Source organism: Maribacter polysaccharolyticus (assembly GCF_028882255.1).
Classification (GTDB): domain Bacteria; phylum Bacteroidota; class Bacteroidia; order Flavobacteriales; family Flavobacteriaceae; genus Maribacter_A; species Maribacter_A polysaccharolyticus.
This window is the reverse complement of sequence record NZ_JARBUY010000004.1, coordinates 73,327-94,528: the sequence shown is the minus strand read 5'-3', so window position 1 is coordinate 94,528 and position 21,202 is coordinate 73,327. Positions and strand designations below refer to the sequence as shown.

10 protein-coding genes and 1 tRNA gene are annotated in these 21,202 nt (G+C 42.0%); 5 read left to right on the top strand and 6 right to left on the bottom strand.

Features of this window, described 5'->3' with window-relative positions:
* Positions 1-61: 61 nt before the first annotated feature.
* Positions 62-135, bottom strand: a tRNA-Arg gene (locus tag PHU20_RS13140).
* 221 nt (positions 136-356) lie between these two features.
* Positions 357-3,584, bottom strand: a complete 3,228-nt coding sequence (locus PHU20_RS13135; RefSeq protein WP_274825845.1) for a S41 family peptidase — start codon at positions 3,582-3,584, stop codon at positions 357-359.
* A 266-nt stretch (positions 3,585-3,850) separates the two neighbouring features.
* On the opposite strand from PHU20_RS13135, the gene PHU20_RS13130 reads away from it, so the two are divergent.
* Positions 3,851-5,647, top strand: coding sequence for an AMP-dependent synthetase/ligase (locus PHU20_RS13130; RefSeq protein WP_274825844.1), 1,797 nt, complete (start codon positions 3,851-3,853; stop codon positions 5,645-5,647).
* A gap of 144 nt (positions 5,648-5,791) precedes the next feature.
* On the opposite strand, the gene PHU20_RS13125 is transcribed toward PHU20_RS13130, so the two are convergent.
* From PHU20_RS13125 to PHU20_RS13110, 4 genes are read right to left on the bottom strand one after another with little or no spacing between them, the layout of a single operon-like run.
* Entirely contained in the window at positions 5,792-7,627 is a 1,836-nt protein-coding gene (locus PHU20_RS13125; RefSeq protein WP_274825843.1) for an alpha-L-rhamnosidase-related protein, read from the bottom strand.
* A gap of 22 nt (positions 7,628-7,649) precedes the next feature.
* Entirely contained in the window at positions 7,650-8,837 is a 1,188-nt protein-coding gene (locus tag PHU20_RS13120; protein ID WP_274825842.1) for a Gfo/Idh/MocA family protein, read from the bottom strand.
* A 57-nt stretch (positions 8,838-8,894) separates the two neighbouring features.
* The gene (locus PHU20_RS13115; RefSeq protein ID WP_274825841.1) at positions 8,895-10,244 is read right to left on the bottom strand and encodes a Gfo/Idh/MocA family protein; all 1,350 of its coding nucleotides are present in this window, start codon (positions 10,242-10,244) and stop codon (positions 8,895-8,897) included.
* An 11-nt stretch (positions 10,245-10,255) separates the two neighbouring features.
* Complete coding sequence (locus PHU20_RS13110; protein WP_274825840.1) at positions 10,256-11,638, bottom strand: 3-keto-disaccharide hydrolase; 1,383 nt, start codon at positions 11,636-11,638, stop codon at positions 10,256-10,258.
* Between the two features lie 290 nt (positions 11,639-11,928).
* Between PHU20_RS13110 and PHU20_RS13105 the strand changes: the two genes are divergently transcribed.
* The 4 genes from PHU20_RS13105 to PHU20_RS13090 all read left to right on the top strand — a co-directional run bounded on the left by PHU20_RS13105 (position 11,929) and on the right by PHU20_RS13090 (position 21,199).
* Positions 11,929-14,973, top strand: a complete 3,045-nt coding sequence (locus PHU20_RS13105) for a SusC/RagA family TonB-linked outer membrane protein (protein WP_274825839.1) — start codon at positions 11,929-11,931, stop codon at positions 14,971-14,973.
* 17 nt (positions 14,974-14,990) lie between these two features.
* A complete protein-coding gene (locus tag PHU20_RS13100; protein ID WP_274825838.1) occupies positions 14,991-16,637 on the top strand; it encodes a RagB/SusD family nutrient uptake outer membrane protein in 1,647 nt (548 codons plus the stop codon).
* Positions 16,638-16,803: 166 nt separating this feature from the next.
* A complete protein-coding gene (locus PHU20_RS13095) occupies positions 16,804-18,861 on the top strand; it encodes a glycosyl hydrolase 115 family protein (protein ID WP_274825837.1) in 2,058 nt (685 codons plus the stop codon).
* A gap of 7 nt (positions 18,862-18,868) precedes the next feature.
* Complete coding sequence (locus PHU20_RS13090; RefSeq protein ID WP_274825836.1) at positions 18,869-21,199, top strand: GH92 family glycosyl hydrolase; 2,331 nt, start codon at positions 18,869-18,871, stop codon at positions 21,197-21,199.
* Positions 21,200-21,202 lie beyond the last annotated feature (3 nt).

The window sequence follows — 21,202 nt, the reverse complement described above, 5'->3', positions numbered from 1 at the left end:
TGCGTTCGGACTTTCCATAAAACAAAGAACCACGCCAAATAGCGTGGTTTTGAGAGTGTTGTGATCGCGGAAGGATTCGAACCTTCGACCGTCTGCTTAGAAGGCAGATGCTCTATCCAGCTGAGCTACGCGACCCTTTGCTTTAAAGTTGAAAACAAAAAAAACAGTGTACGGTAAAATGTGCACCGTTTTTTAATATTTCGGCAAATTTAAATCTTTTAAACTAACTGGAAAGAAAAATTCAAAGAATTAATGGGTATTTGGGCATTATGGTGTCATTCAACTTTAAGGGAACAGGGCAGGGATAGCTTATTTTCCGATACTATATCCAACCCGCAGACAACTTTTTCCAATGCCTATTTTACTTCTTCCAAAAGCACTTCTATGGATTTTTCCAATTGTTCATCAATGCCTTTGGCAATGACTTCGGGTTGGTTTTTTATCAGGATTTCGGGGTTGGTTTCATTGTTTTCCATCCATTCCCCAGCTTTATTCTTGGCACTTACGGGTACTACGCCCCAACGCCCCCCATTCGGCAATTGTTCCCAACCCGCAAAACTACAGGTGCCTGGTACGGGCATCCCTACCGTTTTACCTATTTTTAGATCGACATAACCACTGGCGAAACAAGAACCATCACTGTACATCGATTCATTGAATATGGCTAAGGTGGGTTTTGTCCATCGGAAAGTGGGTTCTCCCCCTACGACCTTGGCCTCTGTTTCATAGGATAAAAAAGGTACCCCGGTAAAGAACATGGCCAAATCGGCCACCAAATCGCCACCCCCATTAAAACGGGTATCTACGATTACACCTTTCTTGTCATGGAACTTACCGAGCATTTCTTCATAAATGGTACGATAAGGCCCGTCACTCATTCCGGGAATGTGTACATAACCAAGGGTTCCATTACTCTTCTCCAAGACTTCCTTTTCATTGTTCTTTACCCAACGATCGTACAGCAGGGCACCTTCTTCCCTTAAGGAGATGGGTACTACGGTGATTTGTTTTCGCTTTCCGGTGTCCTCCAATATATCCAATAAGGTAAAATCCCCTTCAATGCGATTTAAAAAGAAGGCCGGGTCGATAGCTCCCGAAATGGCCTTACCATTTATTTTCTCAATGATCATTCCCGGTTTTACATCAAAAGAAGCCTTGTCCATAGGCCCGCCTTTAATGACTTCGGTTATTTTCAATCCGTCACCTATATATCCGTAATCATAAAACACACCCAATGAAGCCGTTTTATCACCATTGTCTATTTCATCGGAAAAGCGCCCCCCTGCATGGCTTACGTTCAATTCGCCCAACATTTCGGAAATCATTTCGGCAAATTCATAATCATTTCCGATGTGGGGCAGGTACTTTTCGTATTCCGTACGTATGGCATTCCAATCTACGCCATGAAATGTTGAGGTGTAGAAAACACCTTTGGTGCGTAACCATATATGGTCGAACATATACTTGCGCTCCGCATCGGCATCCAACATCATCTCCGAATTAAGTTCTACCGGTTCTGTCTTGGCTTCCTTTACGTCTACCTTAGCTATTTTTCCATCGGCCAAAAGAAAGAGATTTTCCTTTTTTGCATCCCATTGTAAACTGCCTATTTTGGCATTTAGACTAATGAGCATCTTGGTATTCTTGGTCCTTATTTCCGTTTCCCAAAGATTGAGGTCTTTTTCAAACTGGGTCAGGTAGTACAGTTTTTCACCATCTTTCGAGAGTACGGCATCGGAGAGTATTGAAGAATGTATGGTGAGTCGTGCCTTTCTCCGGTTTACATCCTCCAAATCAAATTTCAGTATTTTGGCCTGTTCGGGTTCTTTTTTGGTCTTTTTCTTTTTGTCCCCGTTTTTGTCTTGATCTTTTTCTGCTTCAGCAGCTTCCTCGATCATCTTCATTAGATCGTATTCTTCTTTGGAAACATTGAATTTATCCCATGCTTTTTGGTTTAGGAACATGGTATATACATCCAATTCCGACTTTCCACTGGTTGCATAGCTTTTTAATCCGTCACGGTTTGTATAATATAGGATTTGGTCACCCTCATTCACCCACTTCGGGGAAGTGTCCGAATAGGCACTTTGCGTAAGGTTCTTGCGTTGTTTCCCATCTTTGGAAATTAATAAAACCTCGTCATTGCTTAAAGTTACGCCCCAATTGACCAACAGCCATTTGCTGTCGGGGCTCCATTTAAAATATTGATCACCATCTTCCATGTGAAAAAGTTCTTTTGGTGTCAATAAGGTATTTACTTCATCGCTTTTAAGGTTTTTGACCTTTAAGGTCCTTCGGCCTTCAATATAAGCGATATACGTGCTGTCCGGTGAAAACTCCGGAAGGTAAATATCGTTTTGGCCCGTAACCAAGGTATCTTCCTTAAATAGTGTTGCCGCAAAGAAATAAGGTTCTTCTGAACGCGCTTTCGAAGTTTTGAAGATGCTCCATTTCCCGTCGCGTTCACTGGCATAGGCTACGGATTTTCCATCGGGCATGAATTTTACGAAGCGTTCTTGCTCGGGCGTATCGGTTATACGCTTGGTCAAAGAACCATCGACCGAGGTTACGAAAACCTCTCCTCTACTTATAAAAGCAATCTCTTTTCCATTAGGTGCTACATCCATTTCAAGAACATTGCCATTAACCGGAATATACGTCAAGGGATTACTGTCTTCCTGGGTCCTGATAAGAATAGGTGTTTTTTTCGCCGCTGAACCCGGGGTGAGGGTATAAATTTCCCCATCATAGCTAAAAGCTAATTTATCATTGCCGATACTTAACGAACGTATGGGATGGGTCTTGAAATGGGTATGGGCCTGGATTTGGGTCGGATTGTCCAATGACATTGAAAAGACATTGAAATCGCCTTCCCGCTCACTTAAATAGTAGATGGTCTTCTCATCTTTTGAGAATACGGGATCGCGGTCTTCCCCTTTGAAATCGGTAATTTTGGTATGGTTGCCAGTTGTGGGTTCATACAGCCAAATATCCCTGGTTATGGCAGATACGTGATGTTTTCTGAAGGTGTTTTCGTATCCTTTCTTGTCATGGTATATTAATGCTGTCCCATCGCTGTTCATTTGGACAGCCTCGGCAGGTACGGTCAAAACTTGATCGACCCGCCCACCATTCGTCGGGACGCTGTACAATTCGGGTTGTAATCCGGTTGGATATTGCCTGTGGGTAACGGCATCCATCCGACTTGCCCCAAATAGTACCTGGGTGTCCCCCCCAGAAAAGCAATATGGGGTTTCATCATTACTATGATAGGTCAGTCTTTTGGCCGGCCCCCCTTGGGCATCCATGATATACACATCGAAATTGCCATAGCGGTTAGAGGAAAATGCCAATTGTTTGCCGTCTCTACTCCATACGGGCGAATAGTCATGGGCAGAATGGAATGTCAATTGTTTTGCGGTTCCCCCATCTGCCGGGACCGAAAATAAGTTTCCTTTATAGGTGAACGCAATGGTATTACCATCCGGGGATATCGCAGGGTAACGGGCCCATTTAGGATTTGTTTGTGAAGTACCGATATAGGATAGGCAAACCGTTAAAACGGTTAATAACGAATTTTTCATGGAGTTGTTCAATTGGCATTTTACTGATTTGAAAGATAGTGATTTGGTTTGTCTACTGCAATCCTTAATTCATTTAGGTGAATTCGTATTTTGGGTGCACTCTATGCTGAATTAGGGGATAAAACGAACGAATTACCTCTTGAAAAATTCTATTTCCCATGAAATGCCAAAGTTTTCATTTCAATGATGGCAGCACAATTATTCGTACCTTAGCATGCTTTTCTTAAGCGCACCGTTCTAATTTAATTTGGAACCAAAAACAGCATATGGGTTATAAGCACTTAGTAGAAGGGATAAAAGAAAATGCCCGACGTTTTAAAAGTAAAAATGCGATATATTATAAGAACGATGAGCTCGGGATATGGGAAGGCATTTCTTGGCCGGATTTTGACGATCGTATAGAAAAACTTTCAAAAGCACTCTTGGCTTTTGGAATATCGGAACAACAGAACATCGCCATTTTTTCCGAAAATATGCCCAATTGGATCATTGCGGATATGGCGATTATGGGTATTAGGGCCGTAACCATACCAATTTATGCCACGAACTCCAAGAAAGAAGCCGAATATATCATCAATGACGCTGAGGTGAGTTTGCTTTTTGTTGGGGATCAAAGTGAATATGATAAAGCTTTTGACCTTCTGGAAACTTCAGGTCATTTACGGTTAATCGTAGCGTTAACGCATACCATTCAACTAAAATCCACGCAAAAATCCGTCTATTTAGAAGATTTTGTGGCGGGGGAAGTTTCGGAGGGTATTGAAACAGAACTTCAAAAAAGGTATTACGAGCGCGAATTACATGATTTGGCAAGTATAATCTATACTTCAGGGACAACCGGTGAGCCCAAAGGGGTCATGCTGGACTATACGAATTTCGGGTCTTCTTTGGAGGCACATGATCTTGAATTGAATGTTACTGAAAATGATGTTTCATTAAGTTTTTTACCGTTAAGCCATGTTTACGAACGCAGTTGGGTATTCTTTTGTTTGTATAAGGGAATCGAAATATATTTTAACCGGGACCCTAAAAAAATAGCGGATGTCCTTAAAGAGGTAAAACCAACTTTGATGTGTACCGTTCCTCGGATTTTCGAGAAGATTTTTTCGGCAATACAGGAAAAAAGAAAGGAGGCTTCACCTACCAAGATGAAATTGGCAAGTTGGGCTTTAGGTATCGGCAACAATTATTATAACAAACATAAACGGCTTGCCAAAAAAGCACCATTGGCTTTACGCTTAAAATATAAAATTGCCGATAGACTGGTGTTGGGCAAATTACGGGAGGTTTTCGGGGGCCGTATAAAGTTCATGCCTTGTGGTGGGGCTCCTTTGGCGGCGGATATGGTATCGTTTTTTCATTCGTTCGGACTCAATATCAAATGTGGATATGGTTTGACCGAAACCACGGCAACGGTTACGTTGTTCGGTGACACACATTTTGAATTCAATTCTGCGGGAAAACCCATTACGGGAACCCAAATTAAAATTGGCGCGAATAACGAAGTGTTGGTAAAAGGGCCGGGAGTAATGAAAGGCTATTATAAAAAGCCGGAAGCTACGGCCGAAGTGATTAAAGAGGGTTGGTTTTATACCGGGGATGCCGGTAAAATCGATGATAATGGCAACTTGGTGATTACCGACAGGATCAAGGATCTGATGAAAACGTCGGGAGGAAAATATATTGCTCCCCAAAAATTGGAAACCACCTTGATCAACGATTCGTTTATCGAGCAGATTGCCGTGATCGGCGACCAACAAAAATATGTTACGGCCTTGGCTGTCCCCAGTTTTGAGAATTTAAAAAAATACGCTCTCGAACACAAGATCACCTTTAAGGATGTTGAGGAATTAATTGCACACAACCAGATTGTGGATCTTTTTGAAAAACGATTTGAAGAGCTTCAAAAAGAGTTCTCCAAATTCGAGAAGATCAAGAAGTTTACCTTGCTCCCCAAAGAATTCAGTATAGAAGCGGGGGAAATTACGGCCACCTTGAAATTAAAGCGAAAAGTAATCCAGAAAAAATATAAGGCACTAATCGATAAAATGTATTCGGAGTAAGGACTTTTTTAGCTACCCATTGTCCCAAGAAACGTACATCGGTTCGGCCTCGGAAACTTCACTGGAAGTTTATTGCTGTTCGAAGCTTTCCAATACCCATGAAACAATGGTTGGTTGCCAAGTTAAATATGGTTCACAGGGGTGTTAATCCAAAACCTTGATCGAACTTTTGCCACTATTGATCTTTATTAGGGTTGGTTTCCCTTTCACCTTTTTTTGGTTTACATACAGTTTCTTATAGCTTTTGGGAACAATGAATTCTGCCGTCATACCCGTGGGGATATCGATGTCGTAAAAAGATCCGTTCTTGATTCTTTTAAAAGTGGCGTGTATCGTACCGTTTTTAGTAGGCGTTTTTATTTCGGAATGTGTTAGGCTTGCCATCTTGGGCTGTATCCGGGCGATATCAAAACCTGGTGTTTTAGGTTGAATGCCCCATAGGTAACGTGTGATGACATTTAAAGGAGCCGTTCCCCATGCATGGTTCCAGTCGGTGTTCGGTTTGTATTTTACATCCCATGCTTCCATGGCCATGGTCGATCCCACTTTGATCATGTTCCACCAATTGCGGTCGCCATTGGTTTCCGTTATTAGGTCAAAAGCATAATCCGCTTCATGGTATTTAAAGAGGCCTTCCAATAAATATTGGGCCCCATAAACACTACAGGCCATTCCTCTTGATTTTAAGAATTCCGTTACGGTACCCACATGCTCTTGAGGAACCAAATCAAAGGCAAGTGGCAACATATTGGCGTGTAACGAGGAATGGTCGGAACCTTCACCGTCTAAGTAAATACCTTTTTCGGCATTGAATAATTTTGTGTTGATCGCATTTTTTACGCGGGTGGCTTTATCTCGGAACAAAGCCGCATCCTCAGTTTTATTGAGCGCATCGGCAATCTTACCCATGAGCACCAAATTGTGGTAGTAAAATGCATTTACGGCCGTATTAACGGGTACAATCTCGTATCCGTCCCTTTCGCCTTCGGCCGTAGCCAGCTTCCAACCGGTATCTTTTTGTGCCGGGGGCCAATCTATGATATCCTTTATTTTAGTGTCCGGTTTTTTAAAGCCCAACTTCAGGATCAATTCCGGTGTTAAACGGGGCGACTTGGAACTTATTAAGCCATCGGCACGTTCTAAGTCCATAAGGGTTTTTAGTTTTAGGCTTTCATAATGTTTTTTTAGAGGCCCAAGATCGCCGGTATACATATAGTCGGTATAAAACATCATGACCGTGTGTAACAGCCATTCTGTGGGCCAGGTGGGATTTTTTATGAAATATTCATTGGTACGCCGGGCCAGGGTATATTCATTATCCACGCTGTAGTGGCTCAATTGGTTAATGTAGGCATCGGCCTCATAGGGTATGCGTTCCCGGTCTCCATCTATATAATAGCCCGTAAAGCTTGTCGCTTTGATCGTATGTTTGCACATTTCCCATATGGAATCCATGATGTTGTTCGAAGACGAAAAATAGCTGGCATCGTCATTAAATCTATAGTGGAGGGCTTTTTGTTCGAATTTCACCGATTCGATGGGGATTTTCAAATTTTCGATTTCGCAATACCGAAATGGAATTATGGCTCCAACACTGTCCGGTAGCATGATGGCAGCACCACTGGTGTTTCTTTTATAGGGTTTTAGGGTAACACTTACAGGGGTGTTGGCCTGTAAGGAGGTCACCGTTGATTTTCGGTACCGTATCGTAGCCCCAGGGTCCCGGTCTATTTTATTGGGGGTCTCCAGTTTTTCACCAAGATGGATAATAAGCGAATCCGATTGGCTTTCTTGAGGGTGTATTTGTAATGTGCCGAAAAAGGCTTTTCCAAAGTCGATAAAGTAATGGCCTTCTTCCAGTTCTACGATGGTTTTAGGCTGAAAAAAGGAGTTTTCCAAAAGTATTTTTCCATCGTTGCTTTGGCCATGAATATGGGAAGCTATGAATAGTAGGGCAATTAATAATAGGGGGTTTTTCATTTAATGTATCTGACAAAAGGGTTTAGTGGTAAAATTGAGGGGCTTTGATAATTTCATTGTTATACATGGCATCCAGTCCCATTTGAATGCATTTGGCAGTATTCGCACCCGTTGCAATTCCGGAAACAGGCTTTTGGTTGTTCATTACATTGTCCCTGAAATCGATCAGAGCCTGTAGGCTTGGTTCCTTGTGTTCAACTTCTATAGGGAATCCCAGGTCTTTGTTCCACTTGGCGGTTGCACCGGAAACACCATCAACAACACCCAATTCTTTTTTTCCGCCTTCTGGATAAAACCAAGCTTTCGTGTAATTCAAAACAATAGTGCCTTTGTCGCCCAGGACTTTTATCTGGTAACCGTCTTTGGCATTGGAGGTCAGGCAAGTGAACTTGGCTTTGACGCCGCTGGCATAGTTATAGATCAAATGGATATTGTCATACGTTTCACGGCCGTCTTTCCAATAATCCACTCCTCCGGTTCCCATGACCTGTGTTGGGGTTTCACCGAGTACCCAATTGGCAAAATCAATTTGGTGGGAGCAAAGTTCGGCGGCCAAACCACCTGAAAATTCACGATACATGCGCCAATTGATCAGTTTTTCCAACTCAGGGCTTGGGACCGACCTTCTCCAATTCCCATGTCGGTTCCATTGGCATTCGAAAGCTGATATTTTTCCTATTTTACCTTCTTTGATAAGATTTACGACATGGGTGTATAACCTGGAACTATGGTACTGATGTCCGGTTTGAAAGGTGAGTTTGGTCGATTGCTTGGCCTTTTCCGCCAGGTGGTCTATGTTATGGTAGCCTTTGGCCATGGTTTTTTCACAGTAGACGTGTTTCCCGGCATCCAGGGCATCCATGGCGACCTTGGCGTGTAGGTTGAACGGTGTGGTAACCAAAATCGCATCGATGTCCTTATTGTCCAACAGCTTTCTGTAATCTTTATAACCCTTTGCTTTTCCATCAACGGTTTTCAACCCATTTTCCAATCGAAAAGGCAAAATATCACAGCAGGCTATGACATTGAAGTTGTCGATGCTGTTGATGTTATGGGTAAGGCCGGTACCCCTATCACCGGTACCGATTATGCCTATATTCAAGGTTTCATTCGCATTTTTAAAATCAAAAGCCTTGCCCAAGGCCAATGCTGAGGTCGTTAGGGCAGCAGAGGTCATGGAGCCTTTGATTATAAACTCTCTTCTTTTCATGTTTTATTCTAGGATTAATGGGCAAAAAGATGCAATTTTTAATGAAATAAACCAAACTTAAACGGGTTTTATTTCCCATCCAGGTTCGTAGGTTCGCGACCACAGTCTCATGGCTTCCCTATTGAAAATACGTCCTGTATGCTCATCAACATCAAAAGATTGGTCTATTCGAGAAGCTATATTGGCATAATGTGTCAACATCTGACTTATGGCCCCTTGTTCGATGGGGGATGTCAATTCAGCTGTTCCTCTGATGGTATCGAAAAAGTTCAAGGTGTGTGCTACCGTAAGGCCTCCACCGCCACCTAAAGTGTTGCCATTTTCAAGTCCGGCAATTACATTTTCTTTTATTAGTTCCCCTTTTAAGTTATATAATTTATAACCGTCCCTATCTATGAATACCGAACCTTCGGATCCATAAATGATCGTGCCCCTACCGGCACCGTATTTGTCGTAACCATTTCGGCTGCGACCGTCCCATTGAATGGTCCTGTTGTTGGCAAAACGGAATGTAGCTTCCATGGTATCGTACATTTCCCAGCCATCATCCTTATAATGGAATTTACCGGATTTCACTTCTACGTGCTCAGGATATTTTACATCCAAGGCCCAACGCGCAATGTCCAATTCGTGGGTGGCATTGTTTCCCATTTCCGCTGTGCCATAATCCCAGCCATACCAGTGCCAGTTGTAGTCCCAAGTATTGTCGGTATAGGGTCTTCTGGGGGCGGGACCTTGAAACAATTCCCAATCAAGTCCCTCAGGTGGGGTGGTCTCTACTTGATTTGGAACACGACCTCTTTTACTGGTGTAAAACGCTATGGCATTGTAAACGTCCCCGATAATCCCATTGTGGATTTCGTTGATGATTTCTTGGGATTGTAATGAGGAGCGTTGTTGGTTTCCCATTTGTACTACCTTGCCATATTTCTTTTGATAGGCGATTAGTAATTCACCTTCCTCAAGGTTGTGACTGCAAGGTTTTTCCAGATAAACATGTTTCCCTGCCTGCATGGCCATACAAGCACCTGGAGCATGCCAGTGATCCGGTGTCGCCATAAAAATGGCATCGACTTTTTTGTCTTCGAGGATTTTTCTGATGTCGTTTTCCAGCTTTGGTTTGTGATGGCTGTTTTCGGAGACGAAGGTTGCGGCCTTCTCGCGCTGACTTTTCATGACATCGCATAGATAGCTTAACCTAACGTTGTTTTTTTTGTCGAAAATAGGATTCATGTACGAGCCATAACGTCTTCCCAGACCTTGTATGGCAACATTTATACTATCATTGGCCCCTATTATTCTATTATAACTAATGGCAGACATTGCGTTTGCACTATTGGTAACCAATGTGGCCCCTACGGCACCCATTGCGGTTTTCTTTATAAAATCTCTTCTGTTTGAACTCATTGTGTTTGGTCTTAGTTGTTATTTAAGGGGCGGACTTTTATGTTTTTAAAGGATACATGGTCTCCGTGGTCTTGCAGTAATATCTGTCCCTTATCCAATTCACCGAAATTCGGCCATTTTACATACTTGCTTTCAGAAACCAATTTTTTATACGCCTCACTTTTTCTTTCGTATTCCAGGACTTTCACACCGTTTAACCAGTGTTCCACGTGGTTGTTTTTTGAAATGATATGGGCGGTGTTCCACTCACCGATGGGATTAATGGGTTTGTTTATGTCAGCTTTTATCAAGTCATAGAGGGAAGCTACCGTTCGGCTACCTTCATGGTTGCCCAATTTAGCATCTGGATGTAAATCATCATCCAAAATTTGATATTCCAAACCAATGGAAGAGCCCGGTCCTTTATTGATTTCCGTATCTACATAATATTTAATACCGCTATTTGCCCCTGGGGTTAATTTAAAATCCACTTTAAGCTCGAAATCCCCAAATAGCTCTGCGGTGACTATATCCCCACCGGCTCTCGATTCTGCACCTCCAGAAGATAAAACGCTTAATATACCATCTTCAATGACCCAACCTTTTTCGGGGAAATGGTCTAGTTTGGCTCCACGCCATCCACGGTTTGTTTTACCGTCCCAAAGTAGTTTCCAACCGTTCTTCTTTTCGTCTATGGTCAATTGGTTCTTTGTGATGATCGGCTTAACCGGGGTCTTTTTAGCATATTTGGAAAGGCTGTCTGTTAGTATTTTTACGTTTTTCCAGATAATTTCGGTCCCTGCTTTTTTATCATCGTGGATACTATGTACTTGTAAACAGATAAAACCACTGGCGGTTTTATCATCGATCAAATGGGCGGCAGGTACATCGTTGACCCAGGTCTTGATCGTGTCACCGATTGCTTCAATACGGTAATGGTTCCAGTCGTTTTGTTTGAATGCTTTTTGGGCTTCGGGATTGTCATCCATGGTATTCAACCAACCACGTCTGGCCTCATCATAGATGCCGCCGCTCCATGCCCTTTTTGAAGGGTCGATTTCCACTTGATACCCGTGTACCCTACCATTCATATAATAAGGGAAACTATTGCTGCGGATCTGTATGCCCGAATTCATGGTGGAATCTACTTTAAAGTCCAATTCAAGGATGAAATCGGAATACATTTCATTGGTGGTTAAAAAAGAATTTGGCGTGTTGTGCACGGTACTGCCAACAATGGCCCCGTCTTTTACGGTGTATTTGGCCTCACCGCCTTTTTGGGTCCAACCGTTAAGGTTTTCGCCATTGAACAGGGGTTTCCATGGGGTGTTGTCTTTTGGTGCTTGATTACAGCTAAAAAATAGGCCAACAAGGGCCACCAGTAGTATTTTACTGAAAAGTACGGGTTTTTTCATTTGTAGTATGGTTTAGAGAATTGATTGGCAAGGTATGTTTTTATACAACTTTTTAGATGGAGACTTCATTCAAAGATATGGATTTATCGGTCTTTTTAAAAGAGGCCATTAGCCGTTTCAGTCGAAAAAACGAACAGTTTGTGAAAGCTTTCAGGGAACCGGGGCAATTTCTTTTTTGGATAAATCATCCATGGTTTAGAATCATTTGTCCATTTCTTAACAAAAGCTTAACTGTATATTGCATGCTATAACTAAACTAGAATAGTATGAAAAAACTTAAACTTCTATCAATGATTCTATTAATAGGTTATGCCCACGTTTCTTGGTCACAATCTATTGTCACCGGAACGGTTACGGATAACCAAGATATACCCCTCCCTGGAGTAAATGTTATTATTAAAGGTACGTCCAATGGTACGGCCACTGATTTTGACGGTAATTTCCAAGTCAATGTTGACCAAGGGGATGTTTTAATGTTCTCTTACCTTGGGTATCAAACCCAAGAAGTTGTTTATAAAGGTCAATCTACAATTGACATTAAAATGGAGGAAGATGCGTCGAGACTTGAAGAAGTTGTGGTAATCGGTTATGGTTCGGTCAAAAGAACCGATGTAACGGGGGCCATATCCTCTTTGGATAGCGAAACCTTGACCGAACAAAAGAAAACCGATCTTGGACAAGCCTTACAAGGACGAATAGCCGGTGTGGATGTCAGAACGACCAACAACAAACCCGGTGCACCCCTTTCTTTTGATATTAGGGGGAATACGGTAATTCAAAATAATGATGAAACCAGGGATGGTTTGGATTTTGATGGAGACCTTTCAAAGCCTTTATTTGTTGTTGACGGGGTATTTTTTGATGACATCAATATTTTAAACCCTTCCGATATCCAGCAGGTAGACATTTTAAAGGATGCTTCGGCAACAGCCATTTATGGATCTAGAGGTGCAAATGGTGTTGTGATCATTACTACTAAAAACGGTGTCGAGGGTAGAACAAGATTTACATATGAAGCGAGCATAGGTATAAATTCAGTAGCGAACAAACCTGATATGTTCAATGGGGATGAGTATGTTGCTTTTGTTGAAGATGTACTAAGGAGTAGAGTATGGCAGGGGCTATTTGATTATTCCACACCCTATTATCCAACGGTTGATGACTATAACAATGCGGTTATCGATTTTTCTGGCGAATTTAGATCGTCGAATGAAGAAGCCGATAATGTGGCGAACCGTCGGTACACCGATTGGCAGAACGACTATATAAAGTCAGGGATTCAAACCAGCCATAATATAGCAATGTCCGGCGGAAATAATGGTCTAACCTATAATGGCTCTATCGGGTATTTAAGCAATGAAGGGGTAATGGGCATAGAGAAATTTGAACGATACAACTTAAGTACAGCAATTACGAAGAAGGTATCGGATAAGTTTTCTGTAGGTTTAAAAGCTTATTTATCACTGTCGGAACGCGAAACAGGAAGTAACGAGTTATTCAGAAGTACATTGCGTTTGGCACCTACGGTAAATCCTCGCGATCCTGATGGAAACCTTATTCTGTTCCCAGACGATCAAGATGGGCGTTTTACAAACCCGTATTACGAAGCTTATGAAGATGCCTGGTTGAACAACACAAGATCGTTGGATGTTATTGCCAATGTATTTTTAAACTATAAGCCTACAGAGTGGTTGAGTTTTAAAACGCAATTCGCACCAAATTTACGTACGACCCGTCATGGACAGCAATTCGGATTGTTGACTAAATCGGCGAGAAATGACGAGACCCGTACACGTGCGTATTATGATGCGTTTTTCAATACTTCTTATACTTGGGATAATATTGTGGATATGAATTTTGATGTCGCTGAAGGGCACAATTTAAAAACCACATTGATCTCTTCGGTATACTACAGACAAGATGAAGGTAGCCAAATTGAAACCAGGAACTTTGATACCGATGTGTATAAATACTACAACACGGCTGCTGGCTTGGATGTGCGTACCTATTCAACGGGCTATGAAAAGGAAACCTTGGCCTCTTTTGCAGGAAGGTTGAACTATAGCATAGATGATAAATACCTATTTACTTTTACAGGGAGGTATGATGGCTCTTCTAAATTAGCGGTAGGGCACGAGTGGGCATTCTTCCCCTCTGCGGCATTTGCTTGGAAAGCCAGTGATGAGACATTTTTACAAGATGTGGATTGGTTAAGTAATCTTAAGTTGCGTTTGAGTTATGGTGAGTCTGGTAACGATAATGTCATTGGGCCTTACCAATCTTTGGCGTTTTTAAATGGATCCGATTACGTGTTCGGAACCAATCATTTAAACGGTGTGGAAATAGGGGGATTGGCCAACTATGACTTGACCTGGGAGCGTTCTAAAGAGTTTAACCTCGGGGTTGATTTGGCCGTGTGGCAGAACAGGGTGCGTTTAGGTTTGGAGATTTACAATAAGAAAACGGTTGATGCCATTTTAGGTAAAACCTTATCGGCCATAACAGGATATGGAACTGCCATTGGTAACTATGGTTCCGTAAGGAATAAAGGTGTTGAATTGACCCTGAATACAACGAATATACAAACCGACGATTTTAAATGGACCACCAGCTTAAACTATGCACGTAACAGAAACGAGATTATAGCATTGGATGGTGATTTGGATAAAATCCCTTACGGAAACCACGGTGTACGTCAAATAGGAGAGGCCGTAGATGCCATTTACAGTTACAAAATAATAGGTGTATGGCAATTGGATGAGGCGGCCGAGGCACATTCCTACAATGCCTTTCCAGGGCAATGGAAATATGCCGACCTTAATAACGATGGTGTGTTAAATCAAGACGACAATACGGTAATTGGGTCTATATCTCCCGATTGGATTGGGGGTATGACCAACACATTTACGTACAAGAATGTGGATCTATCCGTACAAATGCATACCAGACAAGGCACTTTCGGGCACTCGGAGTTCTATAACAACTTTGCCCCTTGGCAAAATGATGGGGCTAAGTTCAATAAGGTAGATCTGGATTATTGGACCCCTAATAACCAAAATGCGAAATATCCCGCTGTAGCTTATGCTTCAACAGGAAACGATTATTACGTGGATGTGGATTTTGTTAAAATCAGTAACATCGGTTTAGGGTATAATTTTAATCAAGGGATGTTGGATAAGCTGAAAATGTCTAGCCTAAGGTTGTCATTGGATATTCAAAATCCATTTACGTTCACCGATTATGCAGGTCCGGATCCAGAAACCGCATTAGGTAATACATATAACGCGGGTTATATGATGAAAACGGTATTATTCGGACTTAAGTTGTCGTACTAATTTTAAATATATTAAAGATGAAAATATATAAAAACATAAAACCAGTTATCGTATTGTTCGCTATTTCAATGCTGTTCAATGCTTGTGATGACTACATACAGGAAGATGTGTATTCAGATGTGACCAGTGAAAACTTCATTACTGAAGATACCGCAGACCAGTTGATAGTTGGATTGTATACCGCTACAAGATCGATGTATAGAAACCATGGTTATAAATTTTCAGGTACAGACCTGTTTACAACCAAAAGTGAATTGTTCGCGTTTAGTAGCAATAACGATTACAATAATTTTGTAGCCCCTGAAACCAATGGTGTTTGGAGTAGTAATTATGATGTAATAGCTAAGGCTAATACGGCAATAAACCGTTACGAAAACCAAGTTAATTGGAATGATACCAATTTAGAAGCTAAAGCTTATGGTATAGCACAAGCACGTGCATTAAGGGCGTTGGCATTCTTTAATTTAGCAGTACAATATGGCGGTGTGGTATTGGACCTTGAAGAACCGTTGAGCATTCGTAATGATTATACACGCTCAACAGAAGAAGAAACATTTGCTTTGATTATCAGTGAGTTGGAAGCCGCTATAACCGATTTAGAGGACGATCCAGAAGTGGGGCGCTTTTCAAAAAGAGCGGCACAACACTTATTATCGGAAGTGTATTTAACCAGGGCCTACAAATCGTATGCCGGAGCTAACGATTTTCAAACAGCTGCAGATTTAGCGATAGAAGCCATTGATGGATACGATATCAGAACCCAAACGTTTGCCGAAGTGTTCGATTATGACAATCAAATAAACGATGAGATTCTTTTTGCTGCACATTGGGAAAATAATGCATTTGCAAGCGATAGAAATAACAACAAGCACTCCTTATTTATGTACAATCTATTCGATTATCCGGGTGTAAGTCGTTCAAACCAATATGGTACATCGGGAGCTAGCTGGATGATGACACCGTATTTCTACTCTTTATTCGAGGATAATGATACCCGTGAAGCGACTACTATACACCGTGTTATTTATGCAGACGAAGAGGCTGCTTGGGAGGATGACGTTATTGTGCCAGGAGATACAGTGGTATATTTTCCGAAAGAACCACTTGAGATCGCAGAACTTACCGATAAGTTAGACAGGTATTGGGTGTATCAACCCGATGAATACCTGTGGGGTAAACCAGATGATATTGAGGGAGTAAATTACACATATTCATCAAATCCATATTTTGTAAACTTCCCAATAATGAAAAAGTTTGATGATGAGGTTTATTTGGACGAAAATGGAGGAGCTCGTGATACGTTTGTCTTTAGGGTAGCCGAAACACATTTACTGGCTGCAGAAGCCTTTTTAGGTACCGGAAATACTGATCAAGCCCTATTTCATATCAATAGGGTAAGGGAACGGGCTACTGGGGTAGTTGATCACTATACCACCATCGACTTAGATACCATTTTGGAAGAACGTGCTTTGGAATTGGCAGGGGAAACCAACAGATGGGCAGTACTGAAACGCATGGGGAAATTGGAAGAGCGTATAGAGCTCTATAACCCACATGTGATAGACCATGGTGCATTTGATGCAGCAACGCATTTGTTGCGTCCCATACCAACGAGGGAATTGGCCCTATCCCCGAATACGATGGAGCAGAACCCCAATTATTAAGCAATCGTTTAGTAGTAGTTTTTTGAGTTAGTATGTATAGGCAGGTGATTATATGCCTGCCTATATTTTTTACCCATTACTGACTTGTCTATAGCATATTCGAATTTTTTTATAATCAGTCGAAACGGTTACAAATCCGAAATCACTTTTCAGAAAGTATAAGACCATGAAGAATTTCATTAGAGGACATTGTCGTTTATGTGCTTTGGTATTGAGCATATTACTGTGCCTATCTTGTTCCCAAGACAAGGACGATGATACTTATTATTTGATCGTTGGGGAAGCCATGGATAAGGTTGAGTTGAATTCCATTGGGGATTTGAAAAATGATTTGGAAAAGGTTTTGGGGGATAGTATAGCCATTATTTCCGAATCGGGACCTTTGCCCGACAACGGAAGTTTTTTTGTACTCGGAACCACGGGATCCAACGCACTGATCAAAAAACTGGCTGATCAAGGCACTATCGGTTTATCGGAATCGATCCCAGGGCCGCGAGGGGGTATCTGGTCCAAGGCAAAACTTTCTTCAGGGCAAGAGGCCATAGTTATCGGTGGTTCGGATGTTCAGGGATTGCAGTATGCCATTTACGATTATTCCAAGGAAATATTGGGTGTAGACCCCTTGGAATATTGGACGGGGAAATTACCGGATAAAAAATCCAAACAGGACCTTTATGATTTTGTTCCAAGAGCCATTGCGCCACCAAAAGTCCCATTGCTGGCTTATTTTGAAAATGATGTGGATGAGTTGGCCAATTACAGGGGGAAACTGTTGGAATACGATTGGGAAACTTACACCGAACTGATCGATGCTTTGGTTCGGTTGCGTTACAATGCCATTCAGCTGTTCGACATGTTGGGAAGACCCGAATTTTATATCCGTCCGGAATACAAAGAATTGAAACCCGACTATCAAATAGACATTGCTTATATAGACAAGATGATAGACTATGCCCATCAAAAAGGCATGAAAGTCGCCATTGATTTTAATTTAGGCTATCAAATCCATCCCATGCCGGCTGAAAAAGCGGATTGCTGGAAAACCCATAAAAATGATTGGTTGGATGCCTGGCGCTATTATTTTGAGGAAACACCTTTGGCAAAAACCGATATTTTTATTCTTCGTCCACGCCATCAGGTGTGGGACTGGAAATATGAAAGTTCCTGTGGCGAAAATAAGATTGATGTTTTCAATGAGGTTTATAAGGCCTTCGGCAATTTGGTCGATGAATATAAGACGGATGCCACTAAGGTTTTGGTGTGTTATTCCGATGGAATGCCCATGTGGAATAACGGATTCAGGCCACCTAAGGATTGGATTGTTCTGTGGTCCGATCATGGATTTGGAGATTTCGAACATTTCCCCAATACGACGGATGGATACGATTTTGGAACCTATATGCATGCAGGCTATTGGTTGAACCATACGGTACACAATCCATACCCAAAAAAGATCGAGACCGTTATGAAAGGCATGTTTCAAAATTACAATGCGGATGCCTTCTGTTTGGTAAACGGACAGAACTTCAGGCCCTTTTTATTGAATTTGGAAGCCTATAGTGCCGTTTGTAATAGCCCAGAGACGTTTAACGGGGACGATTTTTATAAGGATTGGACAGCGCGCTATTTTTCCGAAGAAGTCGCTCAACATGCCGTTGCTTCCATGAAATGGTTGCATAAGGCCCAAGAAGGACGAAAAGGCTATGTAGAACATTTATGGGAAATCAGGGAAGCGGTTTCCTATTTATCGAATGCTCCCATTCAACGACCTGGCAAGACCCCTGTACCGTATGATTATGAAAGGGTTGCCAACGATATCGATAACACGGTACGCTCCTCAAAGTACTTGGATAAGGCTTTGGAAGAAGCGAATTCAGGATATGCAAAAGCAGGGGAAACCGACGGATTTTACCATGCATATATCCTACTTCCAACGGTATTGTATTCAGATTTACTGGCATTTGAAACCACCCTTCATCAAATGGCTGTTTTAAAGCGGCAATTTGAAACGACACGGAACATGGGATTTTTAGAAGAATCAATTGCGATGGTTCCTGTAGCCAGGGAGCAATTGGCAAGGATTTTTGAACACAGGGAATCGGGAGATTTGGATGAAAAATGGAACAATTGGTACGCTATAGGAATACGCAGGCGAAACAATGGTTTCCCGACCGTGGAAATGTTAAATGACATTGCGGCTAACTTGAATAAAATGACATTATAAATAGAACATGATGAAGCTGACCCAAAGCCAAATAAGTATATATATCGGAATCTTGATTTTAATGCTCTTTTTTCCATCTTGTGGGAGCAAAGAGAAAAAATCGGCATTGATCGATAATGTGATACCAACGGATTTCACATCAAAAGTTTACCCACTATTGGACACTGAAAACTCCAGATGGTTTTTCTTCTCTTCTGCCAGCCGCCCATTCGGAATGGTGAATCTAAGTCCAGATACTCAAATTGGAGGTGCCTGGGGCAGTGGTTATAGGTATAATACCGATACCATTAAAGGGTTTAGTCACATCCATGCATGGCAGATGTCCGGTGTGTCGGTCATGCCGGTAACGGTTTCCGAAGGGGATAAGAAGACTATTTACACTGATTTTTACTCAAAATTCCAGCATGAAACGGAACAGGTGGCTCCAGGGTACCATTCAGTAGATTTGGATCGTTTCGATATCGGGGTGGAATTAACGGGCACCAAGCGCGTAGGGTTTCATCAATATACCTTTCCGGGGAAAAAACAAGCTGCAATATTGTTTAATTTGAACACCTTATTGGGCCCCTGTAAAAATTCCGGGGGTAAATTATGGCAGAATAAAAACAATGAACTTTCCGGCAGTGTGGTCATGGATCCAACACGTAGGCGGCCCAAGCCACTTACCGTATATTTTAAAGTTGAATTGAATACCGATATCACTTCGATCCAACAAGACCCGAAAACAGGAAATTACCTGGTCAATTTAAAGGATGGGGAGAAAAAGGTTTTAATGAAAATCGGAATTTCGTATACATCGGTTGAAAATGCCGATAACAATATAGCGGTCGAATTGCCGCACTGGGATTTTGACACCATTGTTTCGGAATCCAAAGCCGAATGGAATGGGTTATTGGGTAGGATAGTGGTTGAAGGCGGTTCTGATGAAGAGCAATCGCGCTTTTATACCGATTTATGGCATGCCCTTCAAGGGCGTCGTATCATTAGCGATGTTAGTGGGGCTTATCCGGACAATACCGGTGAAACGTTTAGAATAGGGCAATTACCACTTGATGAAACTGGTGTGCCAAAATTCAACCATTATAATTCCGATTCGTTTTGGGGGGCGCAATGGACCCTCAATACCCTTTGGGGCTTGGTTTATCCGGAAATCATGGAGGATTTCGCCCATTCGTTAATGCAGTACTACAAAGACGGGGGAATGGTTCCCCGTGGCCCCTCGGGAGGTAATTATACCTATGTAATGACAGGTGCTTCATCCACACCATTTATAGTTACGGCGATCCAAAAGGGAATTATCGATAAAGATTTGGAGGGTATTTACCAAGCCTTGAAGAAAAACCATATGCCCGGAGGAATTATGGAAAAGTCGGGTTATGAACACCATACAAAATTAGGCGGGGGGTTCAAGTATTATTACGAAAAGGGATTTGTTCCTTATCCCATTCCGGAGGGCGATTTTGGTGGGCACCAAGAAGGGTCCGGTTTAACCATGGAGTATGCCTATCAAGATTGGACCTTGGCCCAATTGGCGAAAAAACTGAATCATCAAGAAGATTATGGGTATTTCATTCAACGATCAAAAAACTATAAAAACGTTTTTGATACGGAATCGGGTTGGATGCGTCCAAAAAACGTAAAAGGGGAATGGCGAAAGAAATTCGATCCTTACCAAGTGCAAATAGGTTTTATAGAATCGAATGGAGCACAATCCACTTGGTTTGTCCCCCATGATCTAGAGGGGTTGGCGGCATTGATGGGGGGTAACGATAAAGCCGTTGAAAAACTGCAAAATCAATTCATGAAAGCTGAGAAACTTAACTTCACTTCCGGTAATTCACATGCCCAAGAGCTGCATCCTGAATACCGACGTATTCCCATAAACTATGGTAACCAACCTTCCATTCAAACGGCTTTTGTTTTCCATAAATTGGGTAGGTACGACCTTACCCAACAATGGTCACGTAAGGTGGTTGCAAAAGCCTTTAGCGGTTTGTCGCCCGCGACAGGCTATAATGGGGATGAAGACCAAGGGTTAATGGGGAGTTTGGCGGTTTTAATGAAAATAGGCTTGTTCCAAATGAATGGCGGTACCGATCAGGACCCCGAGTATCAAATAGGAAGCCCCATTTTTGATAAGATCAGTATTAAATTGAACCCCGATTATTATTCAAATGCCACATTTACCATTGAATCGATCAATAATAGCAAGGAAAATGTATTCGTGGCATCAGCAGTCCTGAATGGGCAACCGGTCAATGGATATGTAATCCGTCATAGCGATATTATAAAAGGAGGAAACCTGGTTCTGAAAATGACTGATAAAGTCAATGACTAAACT